At 63.2% G+C, this 25,682-nt stretch carries 27 protein-coding genes and 1 tRNA gene; 23 read left to right on the top strand and 5 right to left on the bottom strand.

Going from position 1 to position 25,682, the window contains the following annotated elements:
- Positions 1-40 precede the first annotated feature (40 nt).
- From AC72UB_RS01365 to AC72UB_RS01335, 7 genes are all read left to right on the top strand, one after another.
- Positions 41-1,396 (top strand): sensor histidine kinase, encoded by a 1,356-nt coding sequence (locus AC72UB_RS01365; protein WP_505188398.1) that lies wholly within the window; start codon positions 41-43, stop codon positions 1,394-1,396.
- A 3-nt stretch (positions 1,397-1,399) separates the two neighbouring features.
- Entirely contained in the window at positions 1,400-1,615 is a 216-nt protein-coding gene (locus tag AC72UB_RS01360) for a hypothetical protein (protein ID WP_505188177.1), read from the top strand.
- A tRNA-Arg gene (locus AC72UB_RS01355) sits at positions 1,606-1,682 on the top strand. Before AC72UB_RS01360 ends, AC72UB_RS01355 begins: the two co-directional genes overlap by 10 nt.
- A gap of 144 nt (positions 1,683-1,826) precedes the next feature.
- Positions 1,827-2,852: an LLM class flavin-dependent oxidoreductase gene (locus tag AC72UB_RS01350; protein WP_505188397.1), complete on the top strand. Its 1,026-nt coding sequence runs from the start codon at positions 1,827-1,829 to the stop codon at positions 2,850-2,852.
- 207 nt (positions 2,853-3,059) lie between these two features.
- On the top strand, positions 3,060-3,245 hold the full coding sequence (locus AC72UB_RS01345) for a zinc-finger domain-containing protein (protein WP_463290603.1): 186 nt from the start codon (positions 3,060-3,062) through the stop codon (positions 3,243-3,245).
- Positions 3,246-3,332: 87 nt separating this feature from the next.
- Positions 3,333-6,158: a DNA polymerase I gene (gene polA, locus AC72UB_RS01340; protein ID WP_505188176.1), complete on the top strand. Its 2,826-nt coding sequence runs from the start codon at positions 3,333-3,335 to the stop codon at positions 6,156-6,158.
- Between the two features lie 134 nt (positions 6,159-6,292).
- A complete protein-coding gene (locus AC72UB_RS01335) occupies positions 6,293-6,901 on the top strand; it encodes a LolA family protein (protein WP_505188175.1) in 609 nt (202 codons plus the stop codon).
- A gap of 38 nt (positions 6,902-6,939) precedes the next feature.
- Here AC72UB_RS01335 and AC72UB_RS01330 read toward each other — a convergent pair whose 3' ends face one another.
- Positions 6,940-7,518, bottom strand: coding sequence for a transglycosylase SLT domain-containing protein (locus AC72UB_RS01330; protein ID WP_463290600.1), 579 nt, complete (start codon positions 7,516-7,518; stop codon positions 6,940-6,942).
- Between the two features lie 230 nt (positions 7,519-7,748).
- Here AC72UB_RS01330 and hspQ point away from each other — a divergent pair, with 230 nt between their 5' ends.
- From hspQ to AC72UB_RS01300, 6 genes are all read left to right on the top strand, one after another.
- Complete coding sequence (gene hspQ, locus AC72UB_RS01325) at positions 7,749-8,075, top strand: heat shock protein HspQ (RefSeq protein WP_463290630.1); 327 nt, start codon at positions 7,749-7,751, stop codon at positions 8,073-8,075.
- A gap of 78 nt (positions 8,076-8,153) precedes the next feature.
- Positions 8,154-8,492, top strand: coding sequence for an STAS domain-containing protein (locus tag AC72UB_RS01320; protein WP_505188174.1), 339 nt, complete (start codon positions 8,154-8,156; stop codon positions 8,490-8,492).
- Positions 8,482-9,000, top strand: coding sequence for an ATP-binding protein (locus AC72UB_RS01315; RefSeq protein WP_505188173.1), 519 nt, complete (start codon positions 8,482-8,484; stop codon positions 8,998-9,000). The genes AC72UB_RS01320 and AC72UB_RS01315 overlap by 11 nt, the downstream gene beginning before the upstream one ends.
- Before the next feature lie 299 nt (positions 9,001-9,299).
- A complete protein-coding gene (locus AC72UB_RS01310; protein ID WP_505188172.1) occupies positions 9,300-10,871 on the top strand; it encodes a gamma-glutamyltransferase family protein in 1,572 nt (523 codons plus the stop codon).
- A gap of 1 nt (position 10,872) precedes the next feature.
- Positions 10,873-11,325: a free L-methionine (R)-S-oxide reductase MsrC gene (gene msrC / locus AC72UB_RS01305; RefSeq protein WP_505188171.1), complete on the top strand. Its 453-nt coding sequence runs from the start codon at positions 10,873-10,875 to the stop codon at positions 11,323-11,325.
- Positions 11,325-12,089 carry a GFA family protein gene (locus AC72UB_RS01300; protein WP_505188170.1) on the top strand — a complete coding sequence of 255 codons (765 nt, stop codon included), beginning with the start codon at positions 11,325-11,327 and terminating at the stop codon, positions 12,087-12,089. Before msrC ends, AC72UB_RS01300 begins: the two co-directional genes overlap by 1 nt.
- Before the next feature lie 84 nt (positions 12,090-12,173).
- Here AC72UB_RS01300 and lpxK read toward each other — a convergent pair whose 3' ends face one another.
- Genes lpxK through AC72UB_RS01285 form a run of 3 tightly spaced genes read right to left on the bottom strand, consistent with a single transcriptional unit; the run spans position 12,174 to position 14,589 of the window.
- The gene (gene lpxK, locus AC72UB_RS01295; RefSeq protein WP_505188169.1) at positions 12,174-13,163 is read right to left on the bottom strand and encodes a tetraacyldisaccharide 4'-kinase; all 990 of its coding nucleotides are present in this window, start codon (positions 13,161-13,163) and stop codon (positions 12,174-12,176) included.
- Complete coding sequence (locus tag AC72UB_RS01290) at positions 13,163-14,332, bottom strand: 3-deoxy-D-manno-octulosonic acid transferase (protein ID WP_505188168.1); 1,170 nt, start codon at positions 14,330-14,332, stop codon at positions 13,163-13,165. Before AC72UB_RS01290 ends, lpxK begins: the two co-directional genes overlap by 1 nt.
- 11 nt (positions 14,333-14,343) lie before the next feature.
- Complete coding sequence (locus AC72UB_RS01285; protein WP_463290592.1) at positions 14,344-14,589, bottom strand: DUF4170 domain-containing protein; 246 nt, start codon at positions 14,587-14,589, stop codon at positions 14,344-14,346.
- Positions 14,590-14,735: 146 nt separating this feature from the next.
- On the opposite strand from AC72UB_RS01285, the gene AC72UB_RS01280 reads away from it, so the two are divergent.
- The 10 genes from AC72UB_RS01280 (at position 14,736) to AC72UB_RS01235 (ending at position 23,761) form a co-directional block, all read left to right on the top strand.
- On the top strand, positions 14,736-15,203 hold the full coding sequence (locus AC72UB_RS01280; protein ID WP_505188167.1) for a RidA family protein: 468 nt from the start codon (positions 14,736-14,738) through the stop codon (positions 15,201-15,203).
- A gap of 10 nt (positions 15,204-15,213) precedes the next feature.
- Positions 15,214-15,978, top strand: coding sequence for a glycerophosphodiester phosphodiesterase family protein (locus AC72UB_RS01275; RefSeq protein ID WP_505188166.1), 765 nt, complete (start codon positions 15,214-15,216; stop codon positions 15,976-15,978).
- An 82-nt stretch (positions 15,979-16,060) separates the two neighbouring features.
- Positions 16,061-17,191 (top strand): GNAT family N-acetyltransferase, encoded by a 1,131-nt coding sequence (locus AC72UB_RS01270; protein WP_505188396.1) that lies wholly within the window; start codon positions 16,061-16,063, stop codon positions 17,189-17,191.
- A gap of 94 nt (positions 17,192-17,285) precedes the next feature.
- Positions 17,286-17,654 (top strand): 4a-hydroxytetrahydrobiopterin dehydratase, encoded by a 369-nt coding sequence (locus tag AC72UB_RS01265; RefSeq protein ID WP_505188165.1) that lies wholly within the window; start codon positions 17,286-17,288, stop codon positions 17,652-17,654.
- A gap of 114 nt (positions 17,655-17,768) precedes the next feature.
- Positions 17,769-19,019 (top strand): MFS transporter, encoded by a 1,251-nt coding sequence (locus AC72UB_RS01260; protein WP_505188164.1) that lies wholly within the window; start codon positions 17,769-17,771, stop codon positions 19,017-19,019.
- A 75-nt stretch (positions 19,020-19,094) separates the two neighbouring features.
- Entirely contained in the window at positions 19,095-20,285 is a 1,191-nt protein-coding gene (locus tag AC72UB_RS01255) for an MFS transporter (protein ID WP_505188163.1), read from the top strand.
- 3 nt (positions 20,286-20,288) lie between these two features.
- The gene (locus AC72UB_RS01250; protein ID WP_505188162.1) at positions 20,289-21,320 is read left to right on the top strand and encodes a glycosyltransferase family 4 protein; all 1,032 of its coding nucleotides are present in this window, start codon (positions 20,289-20,291) and stop codon (positions 21,318-21,320) included.
- 21 nt (positions 21,321-21,341) lie between these two features.
- Positions 21,342-22,058, top strand: a complete 717-nt coding sequence (locus AC72UB_RS01245; RefSeq protein ID WP_505188161.1) for a hypothetical protein — start codon at positions 21,342-21,344, stop codon at positions 22,056-22,058.
- A gap of 113 nt (positions 22,059-22,171) precedes the next feature.
- Entirely contained in the window at positions 22,172-23,194 is a 1,023-nt protein-coding gene (locus tag AC72UB_RS01240; protein ID WP_505188160.1) for an aspartate-semialdehyde dehydrogenase, read from the top strand.
- A gap of 15 nt (positions 23,195-23,209) precedes the next feature.
- On the top strand, positions 23,210-23,761 hold the full coding sequence (locus tag AC72UB_RS01235) for a hypothetical protein (protein WP_505188159.1): 552 nt from the start codon (positions 23,210-23,212) through the stop codon (positions 23,759-23,761).
- On the opposite strand, the gene dxs is transcribed toward AC72UB_RS01235, so the two are convergent.
- On the bottom strand, positions 23,758-25,671 hold the full coding sequence (dxs, locus tag AC72UB_RS01230) for a 1-deoxy-D-xylulose-5-phosphate synthase (RefSeq protein WP_505188158.1): 1,914 nt from the start codon (positions 25,669-25,671) through the stop codon (positions 23,758-23,760). The two genes, AC72UB_RS01235 and dxs, sit on opposite strands and share 4 nt — an antisense overlap.
- Positions 25,672-25,682 lie beyond the last annotated feature (11 nt).

The raw sequence follows: 25,682 nt of genomic DNA, 5'->3' as shown, positions 1-25,682 counted from the left end.
GAGGGGCAGGTTCCTGAACACCCTCTCGGGGCGGTTCCTGATGTTGACCGTCGCTTTTGTCATGCTGGCCGAGGTGCTGATCTTTGTCCCCTCGATCGCGCGGTATCGCGCCGATTTCATGATCCTGCGGCTGGAAAAGGCGCAGATCGCCTCACTGGCCCAATTGGCCGCCTCCGACATGGTAACGCCCGAACTTGAGACCGAGCTTTTGGCCAATGCCGAGGTCTATAACGTCGTCTTGCGGCGCGATGAGGTGCGGCAACTGGTGCTGTCCTCGCCCTTGCCCGCGCCGATTTCAGCCACCTATGACCTGCGCGATGCAGGGCCGTGGGAATTGATCCGCGATGCGCTGGTGTGCCTCTTTGATCCCAAGGATGATATCATCCGCGTCATCGGCAATCCGGTGCAGGACGCCGGATCGCTGATCGAAATCACCATGGACGCCGTGCCGATGCGCGAGGCGATGCTGGACTACGGGCTGCGAATCCTGCTTCTGTCGGCGCTGATTTCCATCGTGACGGCCTTCTTGCTGTTTCTGGCCGTGCAGCGGCTGATCGTCTTGCCGATCCGCCGGGTGTCGCAGCACATGGCGGCCTATGCCGCCGCCCCTGAAGATGCCCGCCTTGTCATCGCGCCCTCGGCACAGGTTGAAGAACTGCGCGCGGCGGAAGAGGCGATGCAGGCCATGCAGCGCCAATTGACGGGCAGCTTGCGGCAAAAGGAACGGCTGGCACAGTTGGGCGGTGCCGTGGCCAAGATCAGCCACGATCTGCGCAACATCCTGACCTCGGCGCAACTCTTCGCCGACCGGCTGGAAGGCAGCGCCGACCCGATGACCGCGCGGGCCGCGCCCAAGCTTCTGGGGTCGATCAGCCGGGCCGTGGCGCTCTGCGAGTCGACCCTGCACTTCGGCAAGGCCGAAGAACGCGCCCCGGTTCTGGTGCCCATCGATCTGGCGGCACTGGCCACCGATGTGGCCGAGGCCGAAGGTCTGGTCGCCAATGGCGATGTGGCGCTGCTGATCGACGTGCCCACCGGGATGCGGGTGATGGCCGACGCCGAACAGCTGTATCGCGTGCTGTCCAACCTGATCCGCAACGCCCGACAGGCCATCGAGGCCACAGGCGCGGGCGGCACCATCGAGATTTCGGCCATTGAGACGGCGGATGACTGGCGAATCCGCGTCGGAGACACCGGCCCCGGCTTGCCGCCCAAGGCCCGCGAACACCTGTTCGAGGCCTTTCAAGGCGGCGCGCGCAAAGGCGGCACCGGGCTTGGCCTTGCCATCGCCGCCGAACTTATCCGCGGCCATGGCGGCAGTCTGGAGCTTGCCCGCAGCGACGCCGAGGGCACGGAATTCCTGATCCACCTGCCAAAATCAACCGGACAAGCCTGATCCTTGCACCACACACCAGCCCGCCTGTCGTGCCATGCCCAACCTGCCTTGGCGCTAAAGGATCAGACCCGCCTTGCCACCTTGGGCTGCATCACGCCCCCCTCACCGCCACGCCCGATCAACCCGGCCAAGCCACAGGTTATTCGCGCAAATGATGCCGAATTGCCCTTGCAAAGCCATACCGGCGCAGCTAAACGCAGCGCCACGATGGACCCGTAGCTCAGCTGGATAGAGCATCAGACTACGAATCTGAGGGTCGGGCGTTCGAATCGCTCCGGGTCCGCCATTTCCTCCCAATCTTGGTACCTTGTGACAGCCCCGACAGGGCTGTTTTCAGCACTGCCATCACCCAGAATGGGCGCACAGGGCACGCGACCCCTTGGCCTGACGCCGCCACACGCGTAGCGTCACCCGCAAGGGAGCCCCCATGATGCAGCATTTCTCGCTTCTCGACCTCTCACCCATCCCCGAGGGCAAGACCGCCGCCGATGCACTGGCCGCCAGCGCCGATCTGGCACGCGCGGCCGAGCGGTTGGGCTATCACCGCTTTTGGCTGGCCGAACATCACAACATGCCCGGCATTGCCAGCGCCGCAACGGCGGTGGTGATCGGCCATGTCGCGGCGGCCACTCGGTCAATCCGCGTCGGCGCGGGCGGGATCATGCTGCCCAACCACGCCCCGCTGACGGTGGCGGAAAACTTCGGCACGCTGGCCACGCTCTTTCCCGGCCGCATCGACCTTGGCCTTGGCCGCGCGCCGGGCAGCGACATGGCCACGGCCCGCGCACTGCGCCGCCACATGGCACCCGAGGACAGCTTTCCAACCGATGTGCAGGAACTGATCGGCTATCTTGGCGACGGGACCGAAGCCGCGCGGGTGCGCGCCATTCCCGGTGCCGGCACCCATGTTCCGGTCTGGATCCTCGGCTCCAGCCTTTATGGCGCGCAGTTGGCGGCATGGCTGGGCCTGCCCTTCGCCTTTGCCTCCCATTTCGCGCCCGCCATGCTGGAAGAGGCCATCAAGATCTACCGCCGCGGCTTTCGCCCCTCAGCCCATCTTGACCAACCCCATGTCATGATCGCGGCCGGTGTCTGCGCCGCCGAAACCGATGCCGAGGCGGCCTTCCTGCGCTCGTCCCAGATCCTCGCCTTCGCGCGGCTCAGAACCGGCAGACCGGGCAAACTGCCCGAGCCGACGCATGATCTGTCCGAAATCCCCGCACCCGTCATGGCCGAGGTGCAGGCCGCGCTGTCCTGCTCCGCCATCGGGGCGCCCCAGACCGTCAAGACACATCTGCGCGCGATCCTGACACGCTACCAACCGGACGAGCTGATCATCAGCGGGATGATCCACGACCCCACAGCGCGCCTGCGTTCCTTTGAGATCGCGGCCAAGGCCTTGCATGAATTGCGCGACGAACGCCTCAGCGCCCGCGCAGACACCGCCATGGCCTGACCGACACATGTCTGCGCCAACCCCAGCCAGCCAAGCCGAAGCCCTGCGATTTGCGCCTTTTGAAATACTCCCGCCGGAGGCGCTCGGCGCTGGCCACAGGAGCCTCCGGCGGGAGTATTTAGACCAAGATGAAAGACCGGTTGTGCTCTTGTCGCCACCCGGGCGGCGCGGTTAGAATGGGGCTAATTCAGACCAGAGGTTCCAGACATGTCGAGCACCGCCCCCGAGACCCAGACCGTCACCACATGGAAAGTGGCCTGCGATGGGGGTGAGGGCGCTTTGGGCCATCCGCGCGTCTGGCTGACCATTCCGGACGACACCGGATTTGTCGAATGCGGCTATTGCGACAAGCGGTTCGTGATTGACCGCGACCACGCGCACGACGACCATTAATCGCGCAGCGTGACCCTTCTGGTCGGAGGCCCGACCAAGGCGCGCCGCCTTTTTGTGCCGCATATCTGAAAACAACGGGGGCGGATCATGGCATTCGGCAAGGGCAATCATCTGCATCTGATCGATGGGTCGGCCTTCATCTTCCGCGCCTATCACGCGCTGCCGCCGCTGACGCGCAAATCTGACGGCATGCCGGTGGGCGCGGTGGCGGGGTTTTGCAACCTTCTCTGGGGCGAATTGACCCATGCCCGCAAAGAAGCGCCCACCCATATTGCGGTGATCTTTGACGCAGGTTCCAAGACCTTTCGCAACGACATTTACCCCGCCTACAAGGCCAATCGCCCCGAATTGCCCGAGGATCTGCGCCCGCAGTTTGCCTTTACCCGTCAAGCCACCCGCGCCTTTAACGTGCCCTGCATTGAGGTCGAAGGCTATGAGGCCGATGACATCATCGCCACCTTGGCGGCGCGGGCGCGCGATGCCGGGGGGACGGTAACGATTATCTCGTCGGATAAGGACCTGATGCAGCTGGTCGGTGACGGCGTTGATATGCTCGACCCGATGAAGAACAAGCGCATCGGGCTGGATGAGGTGTTCGAAAAGTTCGGCGTCGCGCCCAACCGGGTGGTGGATGTCCAATCCTTGGCCGGGGATTCGGTCGACAACGTGCCGGGCGCGCCGGGGATCGGGTTGAAAACCGCCGCCCTGCTGATCCAGGAATACGGCGATCTGGATACGCTCTTGGCCCGCGCGGGCGAGATCAAGCAGCCCAAGCGGCGTGAGGCTTTGCTCGACAATGCCGAACAGATCCGCATCTCGCGCCGTCTGGTGCAGCTCGATGGCGATATGCCCTTGGATGTCGCCTTGGACAGCCTTGAGCTGAAAGACCCCGAGCCCGAGGCGGTGATGGGCTTCCTCAATGAGATGGAATTCCGCACCCTAACCAAACGGGTGGCAGAGCGGCTGAAGATCGACGCGCCCGAGATGGACACCGCCCGAGGCATGCATGTCGAAGGCGCGCATGATGCCGCCCCCGTGGTGCCGCAAAAGCCTTTTGACCACGCGGGCTATGCCTGCATCCGCGACATGGCCGCGCTGACCGCGTGGATCGACCGCATCAACGCCGTGGGCCATGTGGCGGTGGACACCGAAACCACCAGCCTAGACGAGATGCAGGCCGAATTGGTGGGCATCTCGCTTTGCGTTGATGCAGGCCACGCCGCCTATATCCCCCTTGGCCACAAACAGGGCGGCGGCGATCTTTTTGGCTCCACCGATCTGGTGCCGGGCCAGATGCCGATGGATCAGGCCCTTGCCGCGCTAAAGCCGGTGCTCGAGGATCCTGCGGTCCTGAAAATCGGCCAGAACATGAAATATGACTGGAAGATCTTTGCCCGCCACGGCATCCGCATCGCCCCCTTGGACGACACGATGCTGCTGTCCTATGCCATGCATGCGGGCCTGAATTCCCACGGCATGGATGCGCTCTCCGAGCAGTATCTGGGCCATCAGCCCATCCCGATCAAATCGCTCTTGGGCAGCGGTAAATCGCAGATCACCTTTGACCGGGTGGGCATCGACGATGCGGTGAAATACGCCGCCGAAGACGCCGACATCACCCTGCGCCTGTGGGAGTTGTTCAAACCCCAGCTGCACCGCGCGCAGGTGACCACGGTCTATGAAACGCTGGAACGCCCCTTGGTCCCCGTGCTGGCCGAGATGGAAATGGCGGGCATTCAGGTGGACCGCGATGTGCTCTCGCGCATGTCCAACGCCTTTGCCCAGAAACTCGCCCAATATGAGGATGAGATTCAAGAGATTGCGGGGGAGAAGTTCAACGTCGGCAGCCCCAAGCAATTGGGCGAGGTGCTCTTTGACCGCATGGGCGTGCCGGGCGGCGAAAAAGGCAAAACCGGGGCCTATGCCACCGGGGCCGACATTCTGGAAGACATCACCACGCTGCAAGACAGCCAGCCAAAGGCGGCGCAATTGGCGGCCAAGGTGCTGGACTGGCGGCAGATTTCCAAGCTGAAATCCACCTACACCGATGCGCTGCAAGAGGCGATCAACCCCGACACCGGCCGCGTTCACACCAGCTATTCCATCGCCGGGGCCAACACCGGACGTCTGGCCTCGACCGATCCGAACCTGCAAAACATCCCCGTGCGCACCGAAGAGGGCCGCCGCATCCGCGAGGCGTTCGTGGCCCCTCCGGGCAAGGTTCTTGTGTCGCTCGATTACTCACAGATCGAACTGCGCATCCTCGCCCATGTCGCCGATATCCCGGCCCTGCAGCAGGCCTTCCGCGACGGCATCGACATTCACGCCATGACCGCGTCGGAAATGTTCAACGTGCCCTTGGACCAGATGACCTCCGACATCCGCCGCCGCGCCAAGGCGATCAACTTTGGCGTCATCTACGGCATTTCCGGCTTTGGTCTGGCGCGTAACCTGCGGATCGCGCGGGCCGAGGCGCAGGGCTTTATCGACCGCTATTTCGAACGCTTCCCCGGCATCAAGGAATACATGGCCGAGACGGTCAAATTCGCCCAAAGCCACGGCTATGTGCAAACCCTGTTTGGCCGGAAAATCCACACCCCCGAGATCAACGCCAAAGGCCCCGGCGCGGGCTTTGCCAAGCGTGCCGCCATCAACGCGCCGATCCAAGGCACCGCCGCCGACGTCATCCGCCGCGCCATGATCCGCATGCCGGACGCCATCGCCGGCCTGCCCGCCCGCATGCTCTTGCAGGTCCATGACGAACTCTTGTTCGAGGTCGAGGCTGGTGCCGAGGCCGCGCTGATTGCCGCCGCCCGCGCCACGATGGAGGGCGCGAACCAGCCTGTCGTTCACCTCAAAGTACCCTTGACGGTCGAGGCAGGCACAGGCCGCACCTGGGCCGAGGCGCATTGAGCGCAACTCTTTGCACCCAAAGGGCTTTCGCCCGTCCTGATCCGGCACAGGCCAGGTTCACGCCTTCGGCACCTCTCCGCCAGTTGATCGCGCAGGGGGATGCACAGCGCTGCGCGATGGCCTATATCGCCGCTATGAGCATGTTGCGCGCCCTTCTCGCCCCGATCGCCCTTCTGGCGCTTTCCGCCCCCGCCTTTGCGGAGAAGATCGCGCTGGGGGACCTGTCGGCCTATCTCAACCGGCTGGCCACCGTGCAATCCGACTTCACCCAAGTGAATTCCGACGGCACCGTCTCCTTGGGCAAGATCTTCATCAAACGCCCCGGCCGGGTGCGGTTTGAATATGCGCCCCCCGACAAAAGCCTTGTGCTGGCTTCTGCCGATACGGTGGCGATTTTCGACAGCAAATCGAACCAACCGCCCGAAGAATACCCGCTGAAGCGCACACCCTTGAGCCTGATCTTGGCGCCCGAAATCGACCTTGCCCGCGCCAAGATGGTCGTCGGCCACACCGAGGTTGAGAACACCACCCGCGTTCTGGCCCAAGACCCGGCGCATCCGGAATACGGCACAATTGAGCTTGTGTTCACCGCCGACCCGATCGCGCTGCGCCAATGGGTCATCACCGATGACCTTGGCCAGCAGACCACGGTCATTCTGGGCGAATTGGCCCCGGTATCAAACCTTGCAGGGTCGCTGTTCAACATCGTTGAAGAGAAAAGCCGCCGGTCGCAGCGCGACTAGCGGCCCATAATCACTTACCCCAGATCACCGGTCCATAATCACCGGCAATAAGCCAACTGGCTGTCATAAAGCGTGGCGCGCGCGCCCACCTCGGCAGCCACCTCAACCAGCCAAGGCTTGTCGAGATAGGACTGGTTGGCATAACCCGTGCGGCCCTCGTGATAGGCCAGATACTGCGCCTCGGCATCGGTCTTGGAAATGCCCAACCGCTCGGCCGAATTGTGCATATACCAGCCCATGAAATCGGTGGCGTCCGTGATCCGGTTGCGCTTGGCGCCGCGACCGCCTTCGTCCGCTTGATACTCTTCCCAAGTGCCATCCAAGGCCTGACTGTAGCCATAGGCCGAGGATTGCCGCCCCATCGGAATAATGCCCAGCGCAAAGCGGTACGGCGTGCGGGCATTGCCGATGAATTTGGATTCTTGATAGATGGACGCCATCTGCACGGCAACCGGGATGCCCCATTTGCGTTCAGCCTTCTTCATGGCTTTCCAATAGCTTGGTCGCTGCGCCAGAATGGCGCACGCATCATCCAGGTTGCGCGGTGCCGATGAATTGCCGCCCCCGCAAGAGGCCAGCAACAACAAAAGGATCGCCGCACGGAGAGTTCTGCTCATCTGCCCCTCACGTTCTTGTTTTGCCGGCAAGATAGGGGAAAACTCTGCGCAGGGAAATGCCCCTTCACCCAAGGCCGATCAGTTTTCTGTGTGTCTGTGCCATGTCTTCGGCAAGTTCTGGCCCAAGTTTCGGCATTATTCGCCACAGACTGTTTCCACCCTGACCTTTCGGGCGCATGGACAAGGCGGCGCATCTGCGATTAGTAAATCGCATGGGAGACGCCGTGGCCATGTTGAAGACCGACGCAAAATATCATCTTGGGCAGATCCTGCGGCACCGGAAACATCCGTTCCGCGGCGTGGTCTTTGATGTCGATGCGATGTTTTCCAACACCCAAGACTGGTATGAGGCCATCCCCGAAGATGCCCGCCCGGCCAAAAACCAGCCCTTCTATCATCTCTTGGCGGAAAACGACCAAACCTATTACGTGGCCTATGTCTCCGAACAGAATCTGGTTCCTGACGACACCGGCGAACCCGTAACCCACCCCGACCTGCCCGATCTCTTTGGCGATTTCGAGGATGGGCGCTATCCGCTGCAGTTCCAACTGAACTGACATCGCGGCAGCGGCTTACACTTCCGTAACCTGTTGCGCCTAGCCTGAAGGGGTCAAACCTCGGGAAAGGGCAATGAGATGGAGCTTGTGGCAACAGAGCGTGGCGGCGTGTTGGTGATCCGCGCCATGGGTGACCGGATCGACGCGGCCAGCGCGATCCAATTCAAAGAAAAGATGCGCGTGCTGACGGGCAACAGCGCCGCGCCACGGGTGGTGTTCGACATGTCGAACATCGCCTTTCTGGACAGCTCCGGCCTTGGCGCGGTGGTGGCCGTGCTGAAATCGCTGGCCCCTGACCGCAAGCTTGAACTGTCGGGCCTGACCCCCACCGTCCAAAAGGTGTTCCGCCTGACGCGGATGGACAGCATCTTTGTCATCCATCACGGCATGCCAGATGGGTTTCGGCATGCAGGTTGACATGTCACGCCCCAAAGACCGGCCAAAAGGGCTGGCCATGACGTCCCAAGCCAGCGGTCAGACCGACCGCGAGATTGAGATCACCTTCCCCAGCCACCCCGAACAGGTCCGCCGCGCGTTGCAAAAGGTCTTGGCCAGCCCGCTCTTGACCAATCCCAGCCAAACCGCGCAGGAGGATGACCTTCGCGGCACCGCAGAAATCGTGCTGGCTGAGGTTTTGAACAACATCGTCGAACATGCCTATGCCGATCAGGCGGGCAACATCACCCTGCGGCTTGTGCGGCACGACGGGGGGTTGCACTGCACCGTAAGCGATACAGGCGCGCCGATGCCGGGGCTTTGCCTGCCCGAAGGCCAGTTTCAACCGCTCAAGGATCTGGCCGATCTTCCCGAAGGGGGATTCGGCTGGTTCTTGATTCGCAGCCTGACCGCAGGATTGGCCTATCAGCGGTCTAAGGGGATCAACCGGCTCTCATTTCAGCTGCCCGCGACACAATCTGACGCTTAGTCACCGACTGTTTCCAGTTTTAAGTTTCTGACGCGCAATGGTCATAGTTTCCCCCTAAATCCGCCCATCGCTGCCGTCATATAAGTCCCTGTAGCTGCATAAAGCTTCCCCCGGTGCGGCGGATCAAAGCCCCCACCCAGTTCGTCGCATCGGGGCACTTTCCCAAAACAATTCTGCACTTCCCAGTCGTGATCGCGGCGCAGCCAGACGCGACCCCCGCGCAGGGTTTTCTTTATTCTCGCGCGGCCTTGGCAAAATGCCGCAAGCCCCCTAGCTTCCAAATCTTCGGAGGGCTTCTCATGCGCGACTTTCATCTTCCCGGCCGCTCGTCGGTCTATGCCACCAACGGTGTCTGTGCGACCTCGCACCCCTTAGCCGCCAAAGTGGCCATCGACACCCTGCAAGCCGGAGGCAATGCGGTGGACGCCGCCCTTGCCGGGGCCTTCGTGCTGGGCATTGCCGAACCACAGATGTGCGGCATCGGCGGCGATTGCTTTGTGCTGATGAAACCCGCCGGCTCCGAAGAGATTCTGGCGCTCAACGGTTCAGGCCGCGCCCCTGCGGGCACCTCGGCCGACGCCTTGCGCGCCCGTGGCCTCACCGCCATGCCCCTGCGCGGCGCTGACCCCGTCACCCTGCCCGGCGCGATGGAGGCGTTCTGCCGCCTCTCGGACCGCCACGGCAAGCTGGGGCTGGATCGCATCGTCGCCCCGGCCATCCACTATGCCGACACCGGCATCCCCGTCGCCCCCCGCGTGGCCTTTGACTGGGCCGACGACGCCCCCGCCCTGCAAGGCGCGGCCCGCCGCCACTACCTCATCAACGACCAAGCCCCCCGGGTCGGCCAAGTCTTCCGCGCCCCCGGTCAGGCCGAAGTTCTGCGCCGCATGGCCCGCGAAGGCCGCAAAGGCTTTTACGAAGGCGAAGTGGCCGAGGACATGATCGCCTCGCTGCAGGCCATGGGCGGCTGCCACACGATGGAAGACCTGGCCGGTGTCACCTGCGAAGACACCACCCCCATCCACGGCCCCTACAAGGGCACCGATCTTTATGAGCACCCGCCAAACGGTCAGGGCGCGACGGCGATCCTGATGCTGAACATCCTCGCCCAATTCGACCTAAAGGCGATGGACCCCTTCGGCACCATGCGCGCCCATATCGAGGCCGAGGCGGCGAAACTCGCCTATGACGCCCGCGACCGCTTTATCGCCGACCCCGCCGCGCGGCTGGATCACATGCTCTCGCCCGCCACCGCGGCCAAACTCGCCGCGCTGATCGATCCCAAACGCGCCATGGCTTCGGCCAAACCGCTGACCGAAGCGGTGCACAAAGACACCATCTACATCACCGTCGTTGACCGCGACCGTATGGCCGTCAGCCTGATCTATTCGATCTTCTGGGGCTTTGGCGCCGGCATCGCATCGGAAAAATTCGGCATCACCTTCCAAAACCGTGGCGCAGGCTTCACCCTTACCCCCGGCCACCCGAATGAGGCCGCGCCGGGCAAACGCCCGATGCACACCATCATTCCGGGCATGCTGAAACAGGGCGGCCGCGTCACCATGCCCTTTGGCGTCATGGGCGGGGCCTACCAGCCCTGCGGCCACGCGCGCTTTGTCACCAACATGATTGATTACGGCATGGACGCACAGGCCGCCATCGACGCGCCGCGCTGCTTCTCGGGGGCTGACGGCATGCTGGTGGAGCGCGGCTATTCCGACAGCGTCCGCGCCGAGCTTGCCGCCATGGGGCATCAGGTTTCCATCGCGCATGAACCCATTGGTGGCGCGCAGGCCATCCTGATCGGCGAAGATGGCGTGCTTGTCGGCGCATCCGACCCGCGCAAAGACGGCTGCGCGCTAGGGTATTGATATGGATTATCAATCCGTTAGCCAAAGCATCCGCGCGCTCTGCCACGGCGAGACAGACACGGTGGCCCTCATGGCCACCTTCGTCTGCGAGGTGCATCACGCCCACCCTTGCGCCGATTGGACCGGGTTCTACCGCGTCACCGCGCCAGATCTGTTGAAGATCGGCCCCTATCAGGGCGGCCACGGCTGCCTTGTCATCCCGTTCTCGCGCGGGGTCTGCGGCGCCGCCGCGCGCACGGGGCAGGTCCAAAACGTCCCGGATGTCGAGGCATTCCCCGACCATATCGCCTGTTCCTCCTCGACAAAATCCGAACTCGTGCTGCCGGTCTGGAACGCCGCCGGAAAGCTTCTGGGCGTCTTTGACATCGACAGCGACACCCCCGCCGCCTTTACCAAGGCAGATGAAGACTGGCTCGTCCCGCTTCTGGCCGAGATTTTCGCGCAGGCCGACTGATGGGCGACACCCCGCTTCACGGCTCCTGCCTCTGCGGACAGGTGCAGTTTCACGCCACCCCTGACCGCCACGTCATCGCCTGCCATTGCAGCCAATGCCGCAAGCAATCGGGACATTTCTGGGCCGCCACCTTTGCGTGGCACAAGGATTTCCAGCTTACCCACTCTGAGACCCTACGCTGGTATGCCGCCAGCGATCAGGCCCAGCGCGGGTTCTGCGGCGGCTGCGGGGCCTTCCTGTTCTGGCAACCCACCGGTGAGGACCGCATCTCCATCGCCGCCGGGGCCTTTGACGGACCCACCGGCCTGCACATCGGCGAAAGCTGGCACAATCACGATGCGGGCGATTACTACGACCCCGCAGGCGGCCCGCCCCCCGCGGCCTCAACCGCCACCCACCTGCACGGGGCCTGCCTGTGCGGGGCCAATCAGTTCACCCTGCCCGGCCCCATGGGCGAGGTTTGGGCCTGCCATTGCCACCAATGCCGCAAGACCTCGGGGCATTACTCCGCCAGCTTTGACGCGGATGAGGCCTCGCTCACATGGCAATCGCGCAAAACCACCGACCATGTCAGCCCCGGCGGCGGTGTGCGCGGCTTTTGCACTGATTGCGGATCGGGCCTCTATTTCCGCGGCACGGACGGTGAGTTTTCGCTAGAGGCCGGGTCCATCGCAAACCCCAGCGGCGGGCAGCTTGCCCGGCATATCTTCGTGGCCGACAAGGGCGATTACTACGATCTGACCGACGGCCTGCCGCAGGACTAGCCCCCACCCCAGCCCTCCCCACACGGGGGAGGGAGCCGCCCCTTCTGAACAGCTGTTCACATTCGACAAGAGGCAGGGTTCAGCTCAAAGCCCCAACCGCTCCAGCGCCTGATCCAAGGGTGCCCAATCCGCCAGATGCAACCGCACCGGCAGTGACAGCACCGAGGACCGGAAGGCAGGCGGCAAGCGGGCCGCGTCCTTTTCGGTGGTCACCAGCTGCGCGCCCGTCAACAGCGCCTCGGCCTCCAGCCGTTTCATGAGCGTGTCTGACAGCGGCTGATGATCGTCCAGCGCCTCAGCGCGCAGAATTTCCGCGCCAAGTCCCCGCAGCGTCGCGAAAAACTTCTCCGGCCGCCCGATGCCCGCAAAGGCAATCACCCGCTCGGTCGTCCAGTCGATCCCCATAGCGATGGGCTCCAAATGGCCGGTCAACAAGGGCTGGCGCAGTGCCTTGCCCCACTCAGCCACAAAACCCGCCTGCGCGGCATCCGGGCCAATGGCCAAGACCAGATCAGCCCGCGCCAGACCCGCCGCCACCGGCTCACGCAGCGGGCCTGCGGGCAGGCAGCGGCCATTTCCGAACCCTTGTTCGGCATCGACCACCACCAGCGACAGATCCTTCAGGACAGACGGGTTCTGAAACCCGTCGTCCAGCACAATCACACCAGCCCCCGCCGCCTCGGCCGCCCGCACGCCTGCGGCGCGGTCACGCGCCACCCAAGTCGGCGCAAAGGCGGCCAGCAAGAGCGGCTCATCCCCGACCTCTGCCGCCGTGTGCCGCGCGGGGTCCACCTGCACCGGCCCGGTCAGCGACCCGCCATAGCCCCGGCTGACCACATGCACGCCAGCCCCCCGCGCCAACAGCCGACCAATCAGCGCCATGGCGGTCGGGGTCTTGCCCGTGCCGCCCGCGTTCAGATTGCCGATGCAGATCACCGGCACGCCCGCGCGATATCCGGGCTGCCGCAAACGCCGCGCAGTGGCCGCGCCATAGGCCCAGCCCAAGGGCGCCAAAAGCCGTGCCATCCATCCGGGGCGCTCAGGCGGGGTGAACCAAAAGGCAGGCGGGCGCATCAGGTGGCCCCGATCAACTGGCGCAGGCGAAGAAGCACCTTTTCCGTGACCTCCGCCCCGTCTGACGCCACAGTCCACGCCGCCTGTGCCGCAAGCGCGGCGCGGTCCGGGGCCAAAAGATCACCCAGCGCCTCGGCCAGATCGTTGGCCGATCCCACCGCCCGCGCCGCGCGTGCGGCACCCAGACGGCCAAAGACCGTGCCATAAGGCCCCGGACGCGGCCCATAGATGATGGCCGACCCCAGCGCGGCAGGCTCCAACGGGTTGCGCAGCGCCCCCTCCCCCGCCAGACTGCCGCCGATATAGGTGACCGGGGCCAGCCGATACCACAGCCCGTATTCCTCGGCGCTGTCCGGCAGGTAGACGGCGGTCTCACTGTCCGGTTCTTCATCCACCGCCCGCCGCGCGACGATCCAACCCTCCATCGCCTCAAGCTCGGCCGCCAAGGCCTCGGCGCGGGCGGCCTGCTCGGGCACCAAGATCAGCAACAACCGATGCGAAAGGCGCAGGGCCGCGCGATGGGCGGCGATCACGGCGGCCTCTTCGGCCTGCGGCACAGCCGCCGCCAGCCAGATCGGCCGGGCCTTCAGCAGCTCGGCCAAAGCGGCGCGCTCCCCCTCGTGGCAGGCCAGCGCCGCCGACACCGCCTCCATCCGACCCAGCACATCCACCTGCGCCGCCCCGGCCTTGCGATAGCTCTGCGCCGCCGCCTCATCCAGCGCGAAGACATGGCGCAGGCTTTGCACCGCGCCCCGCATCAGCCCCGGAAACCAACCATCCCGGCCCCGCACAAGGCTTGGCTCCCGGCCATCCACCACCATTGCTGGAATGCCGCGCGCCTCAGCCTCGAACAACAGCGCCGGGCGAATTTCCCCATCCGCCAGCACAATCGCATCGGGCTTCCAATGGCCCAGAAACGCCCGCACATCGGCAGGCTGATCGGCAGGCGCAGGCATCAGCCCCGCCTCACGCGGGCCCGTCACCAGCGTCGCAATCCCATCCTCATCAGCCAGTTTATTGGCCAGATGCGTCAGGCCCTGCAACGCCCCTTCCCTTGGGGCATGCAGCCAAATCAGCCGACCCTCCGGGCGCGGCGCAAACGCACCCTCCCCCACCGCCTCGCGGCGTCCTGTCAGGTTGTAAAGGCGCCGTCCAAGCGAAAGGGCCATGGGTTATCGCGTCACGCGCCCAGCTCTTCCGTCGTCGACCCCGACGCCGCCTCATCGCGCAGCCGGTGAATATGGGCGATGTAATAGCGCATATGGGCATTATCCACCGTGCGATGCGCCTCCGCCTTCCACGCTGCATAGGCGCTGGCATAATCGGGGAACATGCCGACGATATGAATGTCGTTCACATCGCGGAACACGTTCTTTTCCGGAGTGACCAATTCCCCGCCAAAGACGAGATGAAGGCGTTGGGTCATGTGACCTCCTGTAACTGGGCCGGTGGCTTTGGGCGAAACTACCCCTTGGCGCGGGCAGGGACAAGCACTGAGCAGGGACCAAACCGGGCTTGCCCCCGCCCGCCCCCCTCGCTAGCCTGCCGCCAAACTCTGAACACGAGGTCCCCATGTCCACCATCGAAGCCCGCCTTGCCGAACTTGGCGTCACCCTGCCCAACGCCCCAGCCCCTGCCGCCAATTACGTGCCCTTCGTGGTCGTGGGCGATCTGGTGCATGTCTCGGGCCAGATCAGCCAGAACGCGGGCGGCCTGATCAAAGGACGCCTTGGCGCTGACATGGACGTCACCGCCGGGGCCGAGGCGGCCAAAACCTGCGCCATCTCGATTCTGGCACAGGTGAAAAACGCCTGCGGCGGCGATCTTGACCGGGTGGTGCGGGCCGTGAAACTGGTGGGCTTTGTCAGCTCCACCCCCGAATTCATCGACCAGCCCAAGGTCATCAACGGCGCGTCCGATTTCATGGTGGCCGTTCTGGGCGATGCTGGACGGCACGCGCGCTCGGCGATCTCGGCGGCCTCGCTGCCCTTGGGCGTCGCGGTGGAAATCGAAGCCATCTTCCAGATCCGCCCGGCGTAGAACCCCGACAATGCCCCTTCCCGCTGATCTCCTGCGCCGCCCCATCGCGCACCGCGCCCTGCATGATCGCAGCGCGGGGCGGCCCGAAAACTCTCCCGCCGCCATTCGCGCGGCGGTCGAGGCGGGCTATGCGATTGAAATCGATGTGCAAGGTACCAGCGACGGTCAGGCCGTGGTGTTCCATGACGAATGGATGGAGCGGCTGACCGAGGCGACCGGCTTTGTCAAAGACTACACCGCCGCCGACCTAGGCCGCATCACCCTGCGCCACAGCACCGACACCATCCCGACACTGCCACAGGTGCTGGACATCGTGGCCGGGCGCGTGCCCTTGCTGATCGAAATCAAAGACCAGACCGACCGCATGGCCGAAACCGACGGTCGGCTTGAGGCGGCGGTGGCGCGCGACCTGCAAGGCTATACCGGGCCAGTGGCGGTCATGTCCTTCAACCCCCATGCCGTGGCCAATATGGCGCGCCTTGCCCCCAACATCCCGCGCGGCATCACCACGGCAGCTTATGACTACGAAGGCTGGGCGCCGCTTTCGCCCGAGCGCTGTGACGAGTTGCGCGAAATCGCCGATTACGACCGGGTTGGTGCCTCCTTCATCAGCCATGAGGCCGCCGATCTGGCCCGCCCCCGCGTGGCCGCGCTCAAGGCCAAGGGGGCCGCCATCCTGACATGGACGATCAAATCCGCTAAGGACGAGGCGAAGGCACGCCAGATCGCCGACAACGTCACCTTCGAGGGGTATCTTGCCCAGAACCCGGCTTGACCTTCGCCCGACCGGCCCCATCCTTCAGCACCAATGATCCTCGGGGGCTGGCGTGACGGATACGGCTGAACTTCTCGACAGCATGGCCGCGATCTCGGCGCAGGACTGGGACGCGCTCGCCTGCCCCGAGGCGGCCACGGGTCGCCCTATTGACCCCTTCACCACCCATCGTTTTCTGGCCGCGCTCGAAGCCTCCGGCTCCACGGGTGAAGGCACAGGCTGGCAAGCACGGCCCTTGGTCCTGCGCGACCAAGGTCGGGTGGTGGCGGCGATGCCGCTTTATGTGAAAGGCCACTCACAGGGCGAATACATCTTCGACCACGGCTGGGCCGAGGCCTATGCCCGCGCGGGCGGGCGCTACTACCCCAAGCTTCAGGTCGCCGTGCCCTTCACCCCGGCCACCGGACGGCGCTTTCTGGGCGATCCGGCCCACCGCGCCGCGCTGATGCAGGCGGCCATCGGCGTCACGCAGAAAAATGGTCTCTCGTCGCTGCATGTCACCTTTTGCACCGAGGATGAGGCGCAGGCCCTGACCGGGTTTGAGGGGACGCTTCACCGCATCACCCAGCAGTTCCATTGGGAAAACCACGGCTACGCCCGCTTTGACGATTTCCTCGCCCAGCTTTCCAGCCGCAAGCGCAAGATGATCCGCAAGGAACGCGAAACCGCCCGCGCCCATGGCCTGACCATCCGCGCGCTGACGGGCGATCAGATTGAACCGGCCCATTGGGATGCGTTCTGGCTCTTTTACCAAGACACCGGCAACCGCAAATGGGGCACGCCCTATCTGACCCGCGCCTTCTTTGACGCGGTGCAGGCCACGATGCGCGACGATGCGCTGTTGGTTCTGGCCTTTGATGGGGACCGTCCCGTGGCAGGCGCGCTCAACTTCATCGGGCGCGAGACGCTTTATGGCCGCTATTGGGGCTGCGTGGCCGATTATCCCTGCCTGCATTTTGAACTGTGCTACTATCAGGCCATCGACTGGGCGATTGCCCACGGCCTGTCGCGGGTCGAAGCAGGCGCGCAGGGCGAACACAAACTCGCACGCGGCTATCTGCCCAGCGCGGTGCATTCGCTGCACTGGATTGCCGATCCGGGATTTGCCAAGGCGGTCGCGCGCTATCTGGATCAGGAACGCCGCGCGGTGGGCGAAGAGATGGAAATTCTCACCGCCTACGGCCCCTTCCGCAAGGTCGAGACCGAGGATTGAAGGCGGGACTGATGTCCCGACAGATGCCATACGCCCGCCAGACGCGCGCCAGACGCAGACCAGACGGGCCAGAAACCAATTTGGAGACCCCCAGATGACCGCCCAATCGCTGACCACCGACGAACGGCAAGAGCATCTGCCGCCCTTGGGCGAAACCGGCTGGGGCGCGGTGCCGGGCCGCGACGCGATCCGCAAAGTCTGGAAGTTCCGCAGCTTTTCAGAAGCCTGGGGCTTCATGACCCGCTGCGCTTTGGCCGCAGAAAAAGCCAACCATCACCCCGAATGGACCAACCGCTTCAACATCGTCGATGTGACGCTGATCACCCACGACTGCGCAGGCCTCTCGATGCTCGACATCACCCTAGCCCGCCAAATGGACCGCCTTTCCTGCACCGCCGAGGTGGTGAAAAACCACGCAGAACCAATCTCTTGCTTGTGCGAGACAAGGGCGCGTCAGGCTTAGCAAGGTCACATCAAAGCGGCCCATCCGCCCCCTTGTTTGTAACATGCGCAAGATTCCGTTTGACCATCTGCCCGCCGCCAAGCAGGTTCGCCGCCAACACCGGAGCCCTGCCAGATGACCACATCCCCTCACCAGAACGCCTCGATCATGACCCCCGTTCTGGTGGCGGGCTGCGTCATCCTGATGCTATCCTTCGCCATTCGCGCCAGTTTCGGGGTGTTCCAGATTCCGGTCGGCAGCGAATTCGGCTGGCCAAGGGCCGAGTTCTCCTTGGCAATCGCCATCCAGAACCTTGCATGGGGGATCGGCCAACCGATGTTCGGCGCCATGGCCGAACGCTTTGGCGACCGCAAGGCGATTGTGGCAGGCGCGTTCCTTTATGCCTTGGGCCTTGTCCTTTCCTCCTATGCCATCACCCCCGGCCAGCATCAGCTTTTGAACATCCTCATCGGCTTTGGCATCGCGGGCACCGGCTTTGGCGTTGTGCTCGCAGTCGTCGGGCGCGCGACCAGTGCCGAGAACCGCTCGATGTCCTTGGGCATCGCCACGGCGGCGGGGTCGGCAGGGCAGGTCTTCGGTGCGCCGGTGGCCGAGATCTTGTTGCAATCCTACCCGTGGCAAACCGTCTTTGTGATCTTCGCCGTCGTCATCGTGGCCAGCCTTGCGGCCCTGCCCTTTCTTTCGACCGGCAAAGCCGCCACCAAGGCCGAGTTGGAGGAGAGCCTTGGCACCGTCTTGGTGCGCGCCTTCAAGGATCCAACCTACACATTGATATTCTTAGGCTTTTTCAGCTGCGGCTATCAGCTGGCCTTTATCACGGCGCATTTCCCCGCCTTTATCACCGATTTCTGCGGCGCGATTGATGGCGGTGGCATGCTGGCAGGACTTGGCATCACCACCACTTCCGCCTTGGGCGCGGTGTCGATTTCTGTGATCGGGCTTTTCAACATCGTGGGCACGCTGACTGCAGGGTGGCTGGGCAAGCGCTATAGCAAGAAATACCTTCTGGCCGGTATCTACACCGGACGCACCATTGCGGCGGCGGTGTTCATCCTCTTGCCGATCACGCCCGCCTCGGTCTTGATCTTCTCGGCCGTCATGGGGGCCTTGTGGCTGGCCACCGTGCCGCTGACCAGCGGTTTGGTCGCCCATATCTACGGCATCCGCTATATGGGCACGCTTTATGGCTTTGTGTTTCTAAGCCATCAGATCGGTGGGTTCTTGGGCGTCTGGCTGGGCGGCAAGATGTTCGACATCACCGGCGATTACACGCTGGTTTGGTGGATCGGCGTCGGCGTTGGGGCGTTTTCCGCCCTTGTCCATCTGCCCATTCGCGAAAAGCCTTGGGCCGCCAAACCGGCCTGAAAAGCCTCCTCTCTCGCCATTGACCCCGGTCGCATCCCCTGACAGGTTCCGCCGGATTGCCCGTTTGGAGACGCCATGCGCATCGGTATTGCGGCCCTGACCCTCGCCTATGTTCTCAGCCAGTTCTACCGCGCTTTTCTGGCCGTGCTGGCCCCCATTTTGGCCGTGGATCTGCAGGCGAATGCCGAGGCTTTGGCCCAAGCCTCGGGCTGGTGGTTCCTATCCTTTGCCTTGATGCAGATCCCGGCTGGCTGGGCTTTGGACAAGATCGGCCCGCGTCGCACCACGGCGGTTTTGCTGGCCGTTGGGGCAGCCGGGGCGGCGGTGTTCGCCGCTGCAACCTCGCCCTTGCACATCACGCTGGCCATGGTGCTGATCGGGATCGGCTGCTCGTCGGTGCTGATGGCAAGCTATTATATCTTCGCGCGCACCTATGCGCCTGCGGTGTTTGGCACATTGGCGGGGATGGTTATTGGTATCGGCAGCCTTGGCAACATCGGGGCCTCGCTGCCGCTCAGCTGGGCGGTGGACGCATGGGGGTGGCGCGGCACGGTTTGGGGGCTGGCCGCGATCACGCTGGCTGCAGCGGCGGCGATCTATATCTTGGTGCGTGATCCAGAGCGGGTGGTGACTGACGCGAAGGGCTCGCTGCTTGATCTGCTGAAGATGCCCGCGCTTTGGCCTGTTCTTATCATGATGACGGCCTGCTATGCGCCGGCCGCTGGGATCCGTGGCCTTTGGGCCGGCCCTTGGTATGCCGATGTCTTTGGCGCCGATGCCGCGCGGATCGGGACGGTGACGCTCATCATGGGTCTGGCCATGGTCGCGGGTAACTTCGCCTATGGCCCCTTGGACCGCATTCTGGGCACCCGAAAATGGCTGGTTTTCGGAGGCAATGCGCTGATGGTCGCCTGCCTGTTCGGCCTTTATGCGCAGGCGTCCAACGATACATGGGTCACCATCGCCCTTCTGGCTGGGGTGGGGTTCTTTGGCGCCTCCTTCCCGATGGTCATGGCCCATGGACGCGCCTTTTTGCCACCGCATCTGACGGGGCGGGGGGTGAGCCTGATCAACCTCTTTGGCATTGGCGGGGCGGGGTTGATGCAAATCATCACGGGGCGGATTCATACTGCGCTGACGCCTGCCGAGGGCCTTGTCAATTCGGCTCCACCCTCTACCCTATATCCCGCGTTGTTTGCGTTTTATGCCGGGTTGGTTGTGGTGGGGCTGGCCGTTTACCTGCTTTCAAAAGACCGGACGGATTAAAGGATGGCACAAGAAATCGAAGTCATCGTCCCGAACTTCAAACGCAGGCTTTCTGGCGTAACCGCGACCATTGTCAGGCTGATCCCCTTTCAAGCGCGCCTGATAAGCATCGTCACAACGGGCCCTGGGTTGCCTTCCCATCTGCCGCACGCGCCGCTGTGGAGGGTCGCGTTGCTGCGAAACAGTCGCTGGCGTGTGTTTCACGCCCGCCGAAATCTGGAAATGCTGGTTGGCATTCTGCTGCGGGACGTCCTTTTGCGTAAGTTGCGTCTGGTCTACACCTCGGCCGAACAGCGCGAACACGGCGCATTGACCCATGCGCTTGTTGCCCGAATGGATGCCGTTGTTGCGACCACGCCGAAGATAGCGCCTTTCGTGCGCAGCGCCGTGCAGGTGATCCCGCATGGAGTGGATGTCGAGACGTTTCACCCCGGTGATCGCGCCGCGGCGCGTCGGCGGTTCGACCTGCCCCAAGATGCCATCATTATGGGCTGTTTTGGCCGCATCAGAGCTGAGAAAGGCGTCGATCTGGCGGTTGAGGCCGCGCTGGAGTTGATGCCCAGCCGTCCGAACCTTCATCTAATCTTTGCAGGCAAAGTTACCAATAAAGAGCGCGCCTTCTTTACGCATCAGCAAATCAAGATTGCTCGCGCTGGCCTTACAGACCGAATCCAGTTTCTGGGCGAAAAAAATTGGACAGACATTGTCCCTCTTTACCAGTCGCTTGACCTGTTTCTCGCCCCTGGCCGCCGTGAAGGCTTTGGCCTTACCCCTCTCGAAGCAATGTCATGCAACATTCCTTGTGTCGCCGCGGATGTAGGTGCTTACGATACCATGATTTCCGAGACAAACGGCAGTCTTGTGCCTCCTGGCGATTCGACGGCCCTGTGTAACGCCATTGCAGGATGGATTGACAATCCCGTCCGCCTTGCGGCTGCAACTCCGCGCACCCAAGTGCTTTGCCACCACAGCCTGCAGCTTGAGGCCGAGGCACTGGTTGCGCTTTACCGACGCTTGATCGCTATTGGAGCGTAACCATATATCGGGGCAACACGGATGTTAGAGAATTTCGACGTTTACACCCTTGAGTACGCTCTTGTAAGGCTAAGGAACCGACTGGACTTCCTGCTCCGCTCGAAGGGTGAAACAGGAGCGAGAAAACTCTTCTGTCTTGGCCCTGCCAAATCAGGGACATCGTCGCTTCACGCATTGTTCGAAGCGAATGGCCTAACATCGCTGCACAGTGCAGGGAATTGGCCTGTTGCCGACTATGACTGCTTTTCAGATCGGGGTGATTACCGCCCGTTTGAGCGTTATGATTCCACCTTTCCTAACGCAGTGTTCATTTTGAACTGCCGCCCACTGGGAAGCTACATGAAAAGCCTTGCCAATCATCTGCTAAGGGAAGGCTCTGCGGTGCCCAATTATTTGGTTAACTCATCACTTTTGGTGGGTCAAGCCTTGCGGCGCAGCGCGTACCACGAGCGCGTCTTGAGGTATTTTTATCGTAAAAACAACATTTTAATCGTCGACATCGAGCGCGAGGGATCGATCAGCTTTGTCGCGTCGAAGCTTGGACTTCGAGTGCCCGAGGTTGTGCATCACCACCGAACTAAAGTACCCCTATCACAATACGGGCACGAGGTGATGAAAAGCGCGATCATGCGGCTTGGCGGGCCACAGGTTCTTACATCGCAGCTGATCCTCGGACAAAACGGTGAAAGCTCGATAACGCAAAGCCTGTTGCCAGCGTCAGAGCATGTTTGGTTATAGCCTTGGTCTTGCTGCAAACGTCCCTCTCGGATTTCCTTCTTTTCCTTTGCTACGCTGTGCGCTAACAGACCCCGTCCCTGAACGGTCTGGGACGAAATTTGGAGATACCCAAGATGGGCTATAAGGTCGTCGTCGCGGGTGCCACGGGTAACGTGGGCCGCGAAATGCTGAACATCCTCGCCGAGCGCGAGTTCCCGGTTGATGAGATTGTGGCGCTTGCGTCGCGCAAATCTCTCGGCACTGAGGTTAGCTTTGGCGACAAGACTCTGAAAACCAAAGACCTGGACACCTTTGATTTCACCGGCTGGGACATCGCCCTGTTCGCGGTGGGGTCCGAGGCGACCAAGATTTACGCACCCAAGGCCGCCGCCGCAGGCTGCGTGGTGATCGATAACTCCTCGCTCTACCGCTATGATCCGCAAATCCCGCTGGTGGTGCCCGAAGTGAACGCCGAAGCGGTGGATCAGTACACGAACAAGATGATCATCGCCAACCCCAACTGCTCGACCGCGCAGATGGTCGTCGCGCTCAAGCCTCTGCACGACCGCGCCCGGATCAAGCGGGTGGTGGTGGCGACCTATCAATCCGTCTCGGGTGCCGGCAAAGAAGGCATTGACGAGCTGTGGGATCAGACCAAGGGCATGTATGTCCCGGGCCAAGAAGTGGCCCCGAAGAAGTTCTCCAAGCAGATCGCCTTTAACGTGATCCCCCATATCGATGTGTTCCTGGACGACGGCTCGACCAAGGAAGAGTGGAAGATGGTGGCCGAAACGAAGAAGATCCTCGACCCCAAGATCAAGGTCACTGCCACTTGTGTGCGCGTGCCGGTCTTTGTCGGCCATTCCGAAGCGATCAACATCGAGTTTGAAGACCCGCTGGATTGGCAGGAAGCGCAAGACATCCTGCGCGAAGCCCCCGGCGTCATGCTCATCGATAAGCGTGAAGCAGGCGGCTACATCACCCCGGTGGAATGTGTGGGTGACTATGCCACCTATATCAGCCGCGTGCGCCAAGACAGCACCGTTGATAACGGCATCAGCCTGTGGTGCGTGTCGGACAACCTGCGCAAGGGTGCCGCGCTGAACGCGGTGCAGATCGCCGAAGTGCTTGGCAGCCGCTGCCTGAAAAAAGGCTAAAGGCCGACGGCCGCAGTGTCTGACGCGATATTCAACGAAGGCCCCGCTTTGGCGGGGCTTTTCTTTGGCGATTCGTTAACCTTGTCGCGGCAGGCTCAGGGCATGACCCATCACGCCCCCTTCCCCTGTGACCCCCAGCTTTGGCTGCGCTTTCTTGCAGCCTGTCAAAGCCGCGATGAACCCCCCGGTGCCGTGCTGCGCGACCTGGTGCGGCTGGAGGTGCAGTGCGTGGAGCGACGTGCGGCGAGGCGTGACGACGTCATCGACGAGCAACTCCTCGGGCGCTTTCGGCTTCTCGTCGCAGAGGCGCTTTATGCATCACACAGCTGGGGCCAGATGCAGGCCGCGCTGCGGGCGCGTGGCTTGCAGTATGTCCCAGCAGGTGGCGGGCTGCACCTGATCGACCCCGAAACCGGCGAGGTTTTATGCAAAGGCTCGCAGGTCGGGCCTAGCTATCAGGATTTGGTGCGCCGCTTTGGCACAGGCTTTCCCGGCCACCCAAGGCCGGGCCTTGCCGCCGTGGCCTTGACCCACAGCGCATGGGCCATGGCGGCCGAAAGCCCTTAGGCCCTTCTGCCCACCGTCGCCACGCCCAGCACTTCGAGCACCTTCGCCTCGATCTCGGGCGCGTTCATGCCGGCTGCGCGATACATCGCCTCGGGTGAGGCGTGATCGATGAAGGTGTCGGGCAAAACCATGGAGCGGTATTTCAGCCCCCGGTCAAACACCCCCTCATCTGCCAAAAGCTGCGCCACATGGCTGCCAAAGCCGCCAATCGCGCCCTCTTCCACCGTGATCAGCGCCTCATGATCCTGCGCCAGCCGCAAGATCAACTCGCGGTCCAAGGGCTTGGCAAAGCGGGCGTCGGCGATGGTGGGTGTCAGACCCTTGGCCGCCAGAGATTCGGCGGCTTTCAGAACCTCACCCAGCCGGGTTCCAAAGGACAGGATCGCCACCCGCGACCCTTGGCGGATCATGCGGCCTTTGCCAATCTCCAAGGGCGTGCCCTTGCGCGGCAGATCGACCCCCATCCCCTCGCCCCGCGGATAGCGGAACGCAATCGGCCCGTCATTATGCGCGGCGGCGGTGGCGACCATGTGCATCAGCTCGGCCTCATCGGCGGCGGCCATGACGACAAAGCCGGGCAGGTTGGCAAGAAACGCCACATCGAACGACCCGGCATGGGTCGCCCCATCAGCGCCGACCAGACCGGCCCGGTCGATGGCAAAGCGCACGGGCAGGCGTTGGATCGCCACGTCATGCACGACCTGATCGTACCCGCGCTGCAGGAAAGTCGAATAAATCGTGCAGAACGGCTTCATCCCACCGGCGGCGAGGCCCGCGCAGAAGGTGACCGCGTGCTGTTCGGCAATGCCCACATCAAAGGTGCGCTTGGGGAACCGCCCGCCAAAGATGTCCAGCCCCGTGCCATCGGGCATGGCGGCGGTGACGGCGACGATCTTGGGGTCCACCTCGGCCTCGGCGATCAGGGCTTCGGCAAAGACCTTGGTGTAGGACGGCGCGTTGGAGGGGGCCTTTTTCTGCTCGCCCGTCACCACATCAAACTTGGCGCGGGCATGGCCACGGTCGGGCGAGTTTTCCGCGGGGGCATAGCCCTTGCCCTTTTTGGTCAGCACATGGATCAGCATTGGCCCCGTGGCGCGGGCATGGGCGGTGCGCAGGACCGGCAAAAGCTGGTCAAGATCATGGCCATCAATCGGGCCAACATAGGAAAAGCCCAGCTCTTCAAAGAGGGTGCCACCCACAGCCATGCCCTTGACCAATTCCTTGGCCCGGCGCGCGCCTTCTGCAAAGGGTTCGGGCAAGAGGCCGGCTAGGCTTTTGGCCGCCGATTTCAGCTCTTGGAACGGCTCACCGGCATACAGCCGCGACAGATAGCTGGAAAGGGCCCCGACCGGCGGGGCGATCGACATTTCATTGTCGTTCAGAATGACAAACATCCGCTTTTTCAGGTGGCCCGCGTTGTTCATCGCCTCAAACGCCATGCCCGCCGACATCGACCCATCGCCGATCACCGCCACCGCATCGCCCGGATCGCCGCCGAGATCAGCCGCCATGGTAAAGCCCAAGGCCGCAGAGATCGAGGTGGAGGAATGGGCCGCGCCAAAGGGATCGTAAGGAGACTCAGACCGTTTGGTGAACCCCGACAACCCGCCTTCGGTGCGCAGCGTGCGGATGCGGTCGCGCCGCCCGGTCAGAATTTTGTGCGGATAGCACTGGTGGCCCACGTCCCAGATGATCTTATCACGCGGAGCGCTGAACACGGCATGCAGCGCCACCGTCAGTTCCACCACGCCAAGCCCCGCCCCCAGATGGCCGCCCGTCACCGAAACGGCCGAAATCGTCTCGGTCCGCAGCTCATCGGCCAATTGCCGCAGCTCGCGGTCGCTCAGACCTTTCATGTCGGCAGGCAGCGCGACCCGGTCAAGAAGAGGGGTAAGAGGACGGTCGGCCATAATGCTTCCTG

It is taken from the genome of Allotabrizicola aquatica (SeqCode), assembly GCF_965194375.1.
GTDB classification, from domain to species: Bacteria; Pseudomonadota; Alphaproteobacteria; order Rhodobacterales; family Rhodobacteraceae; genus Tabrizicola_A; species Tabrizicola_A aquatica.
The sequence above is the reverse complement of the archived record's forward strand: the minus strand, read 5'-3'. Positions and strand labels throughout refer to the sequence as shown.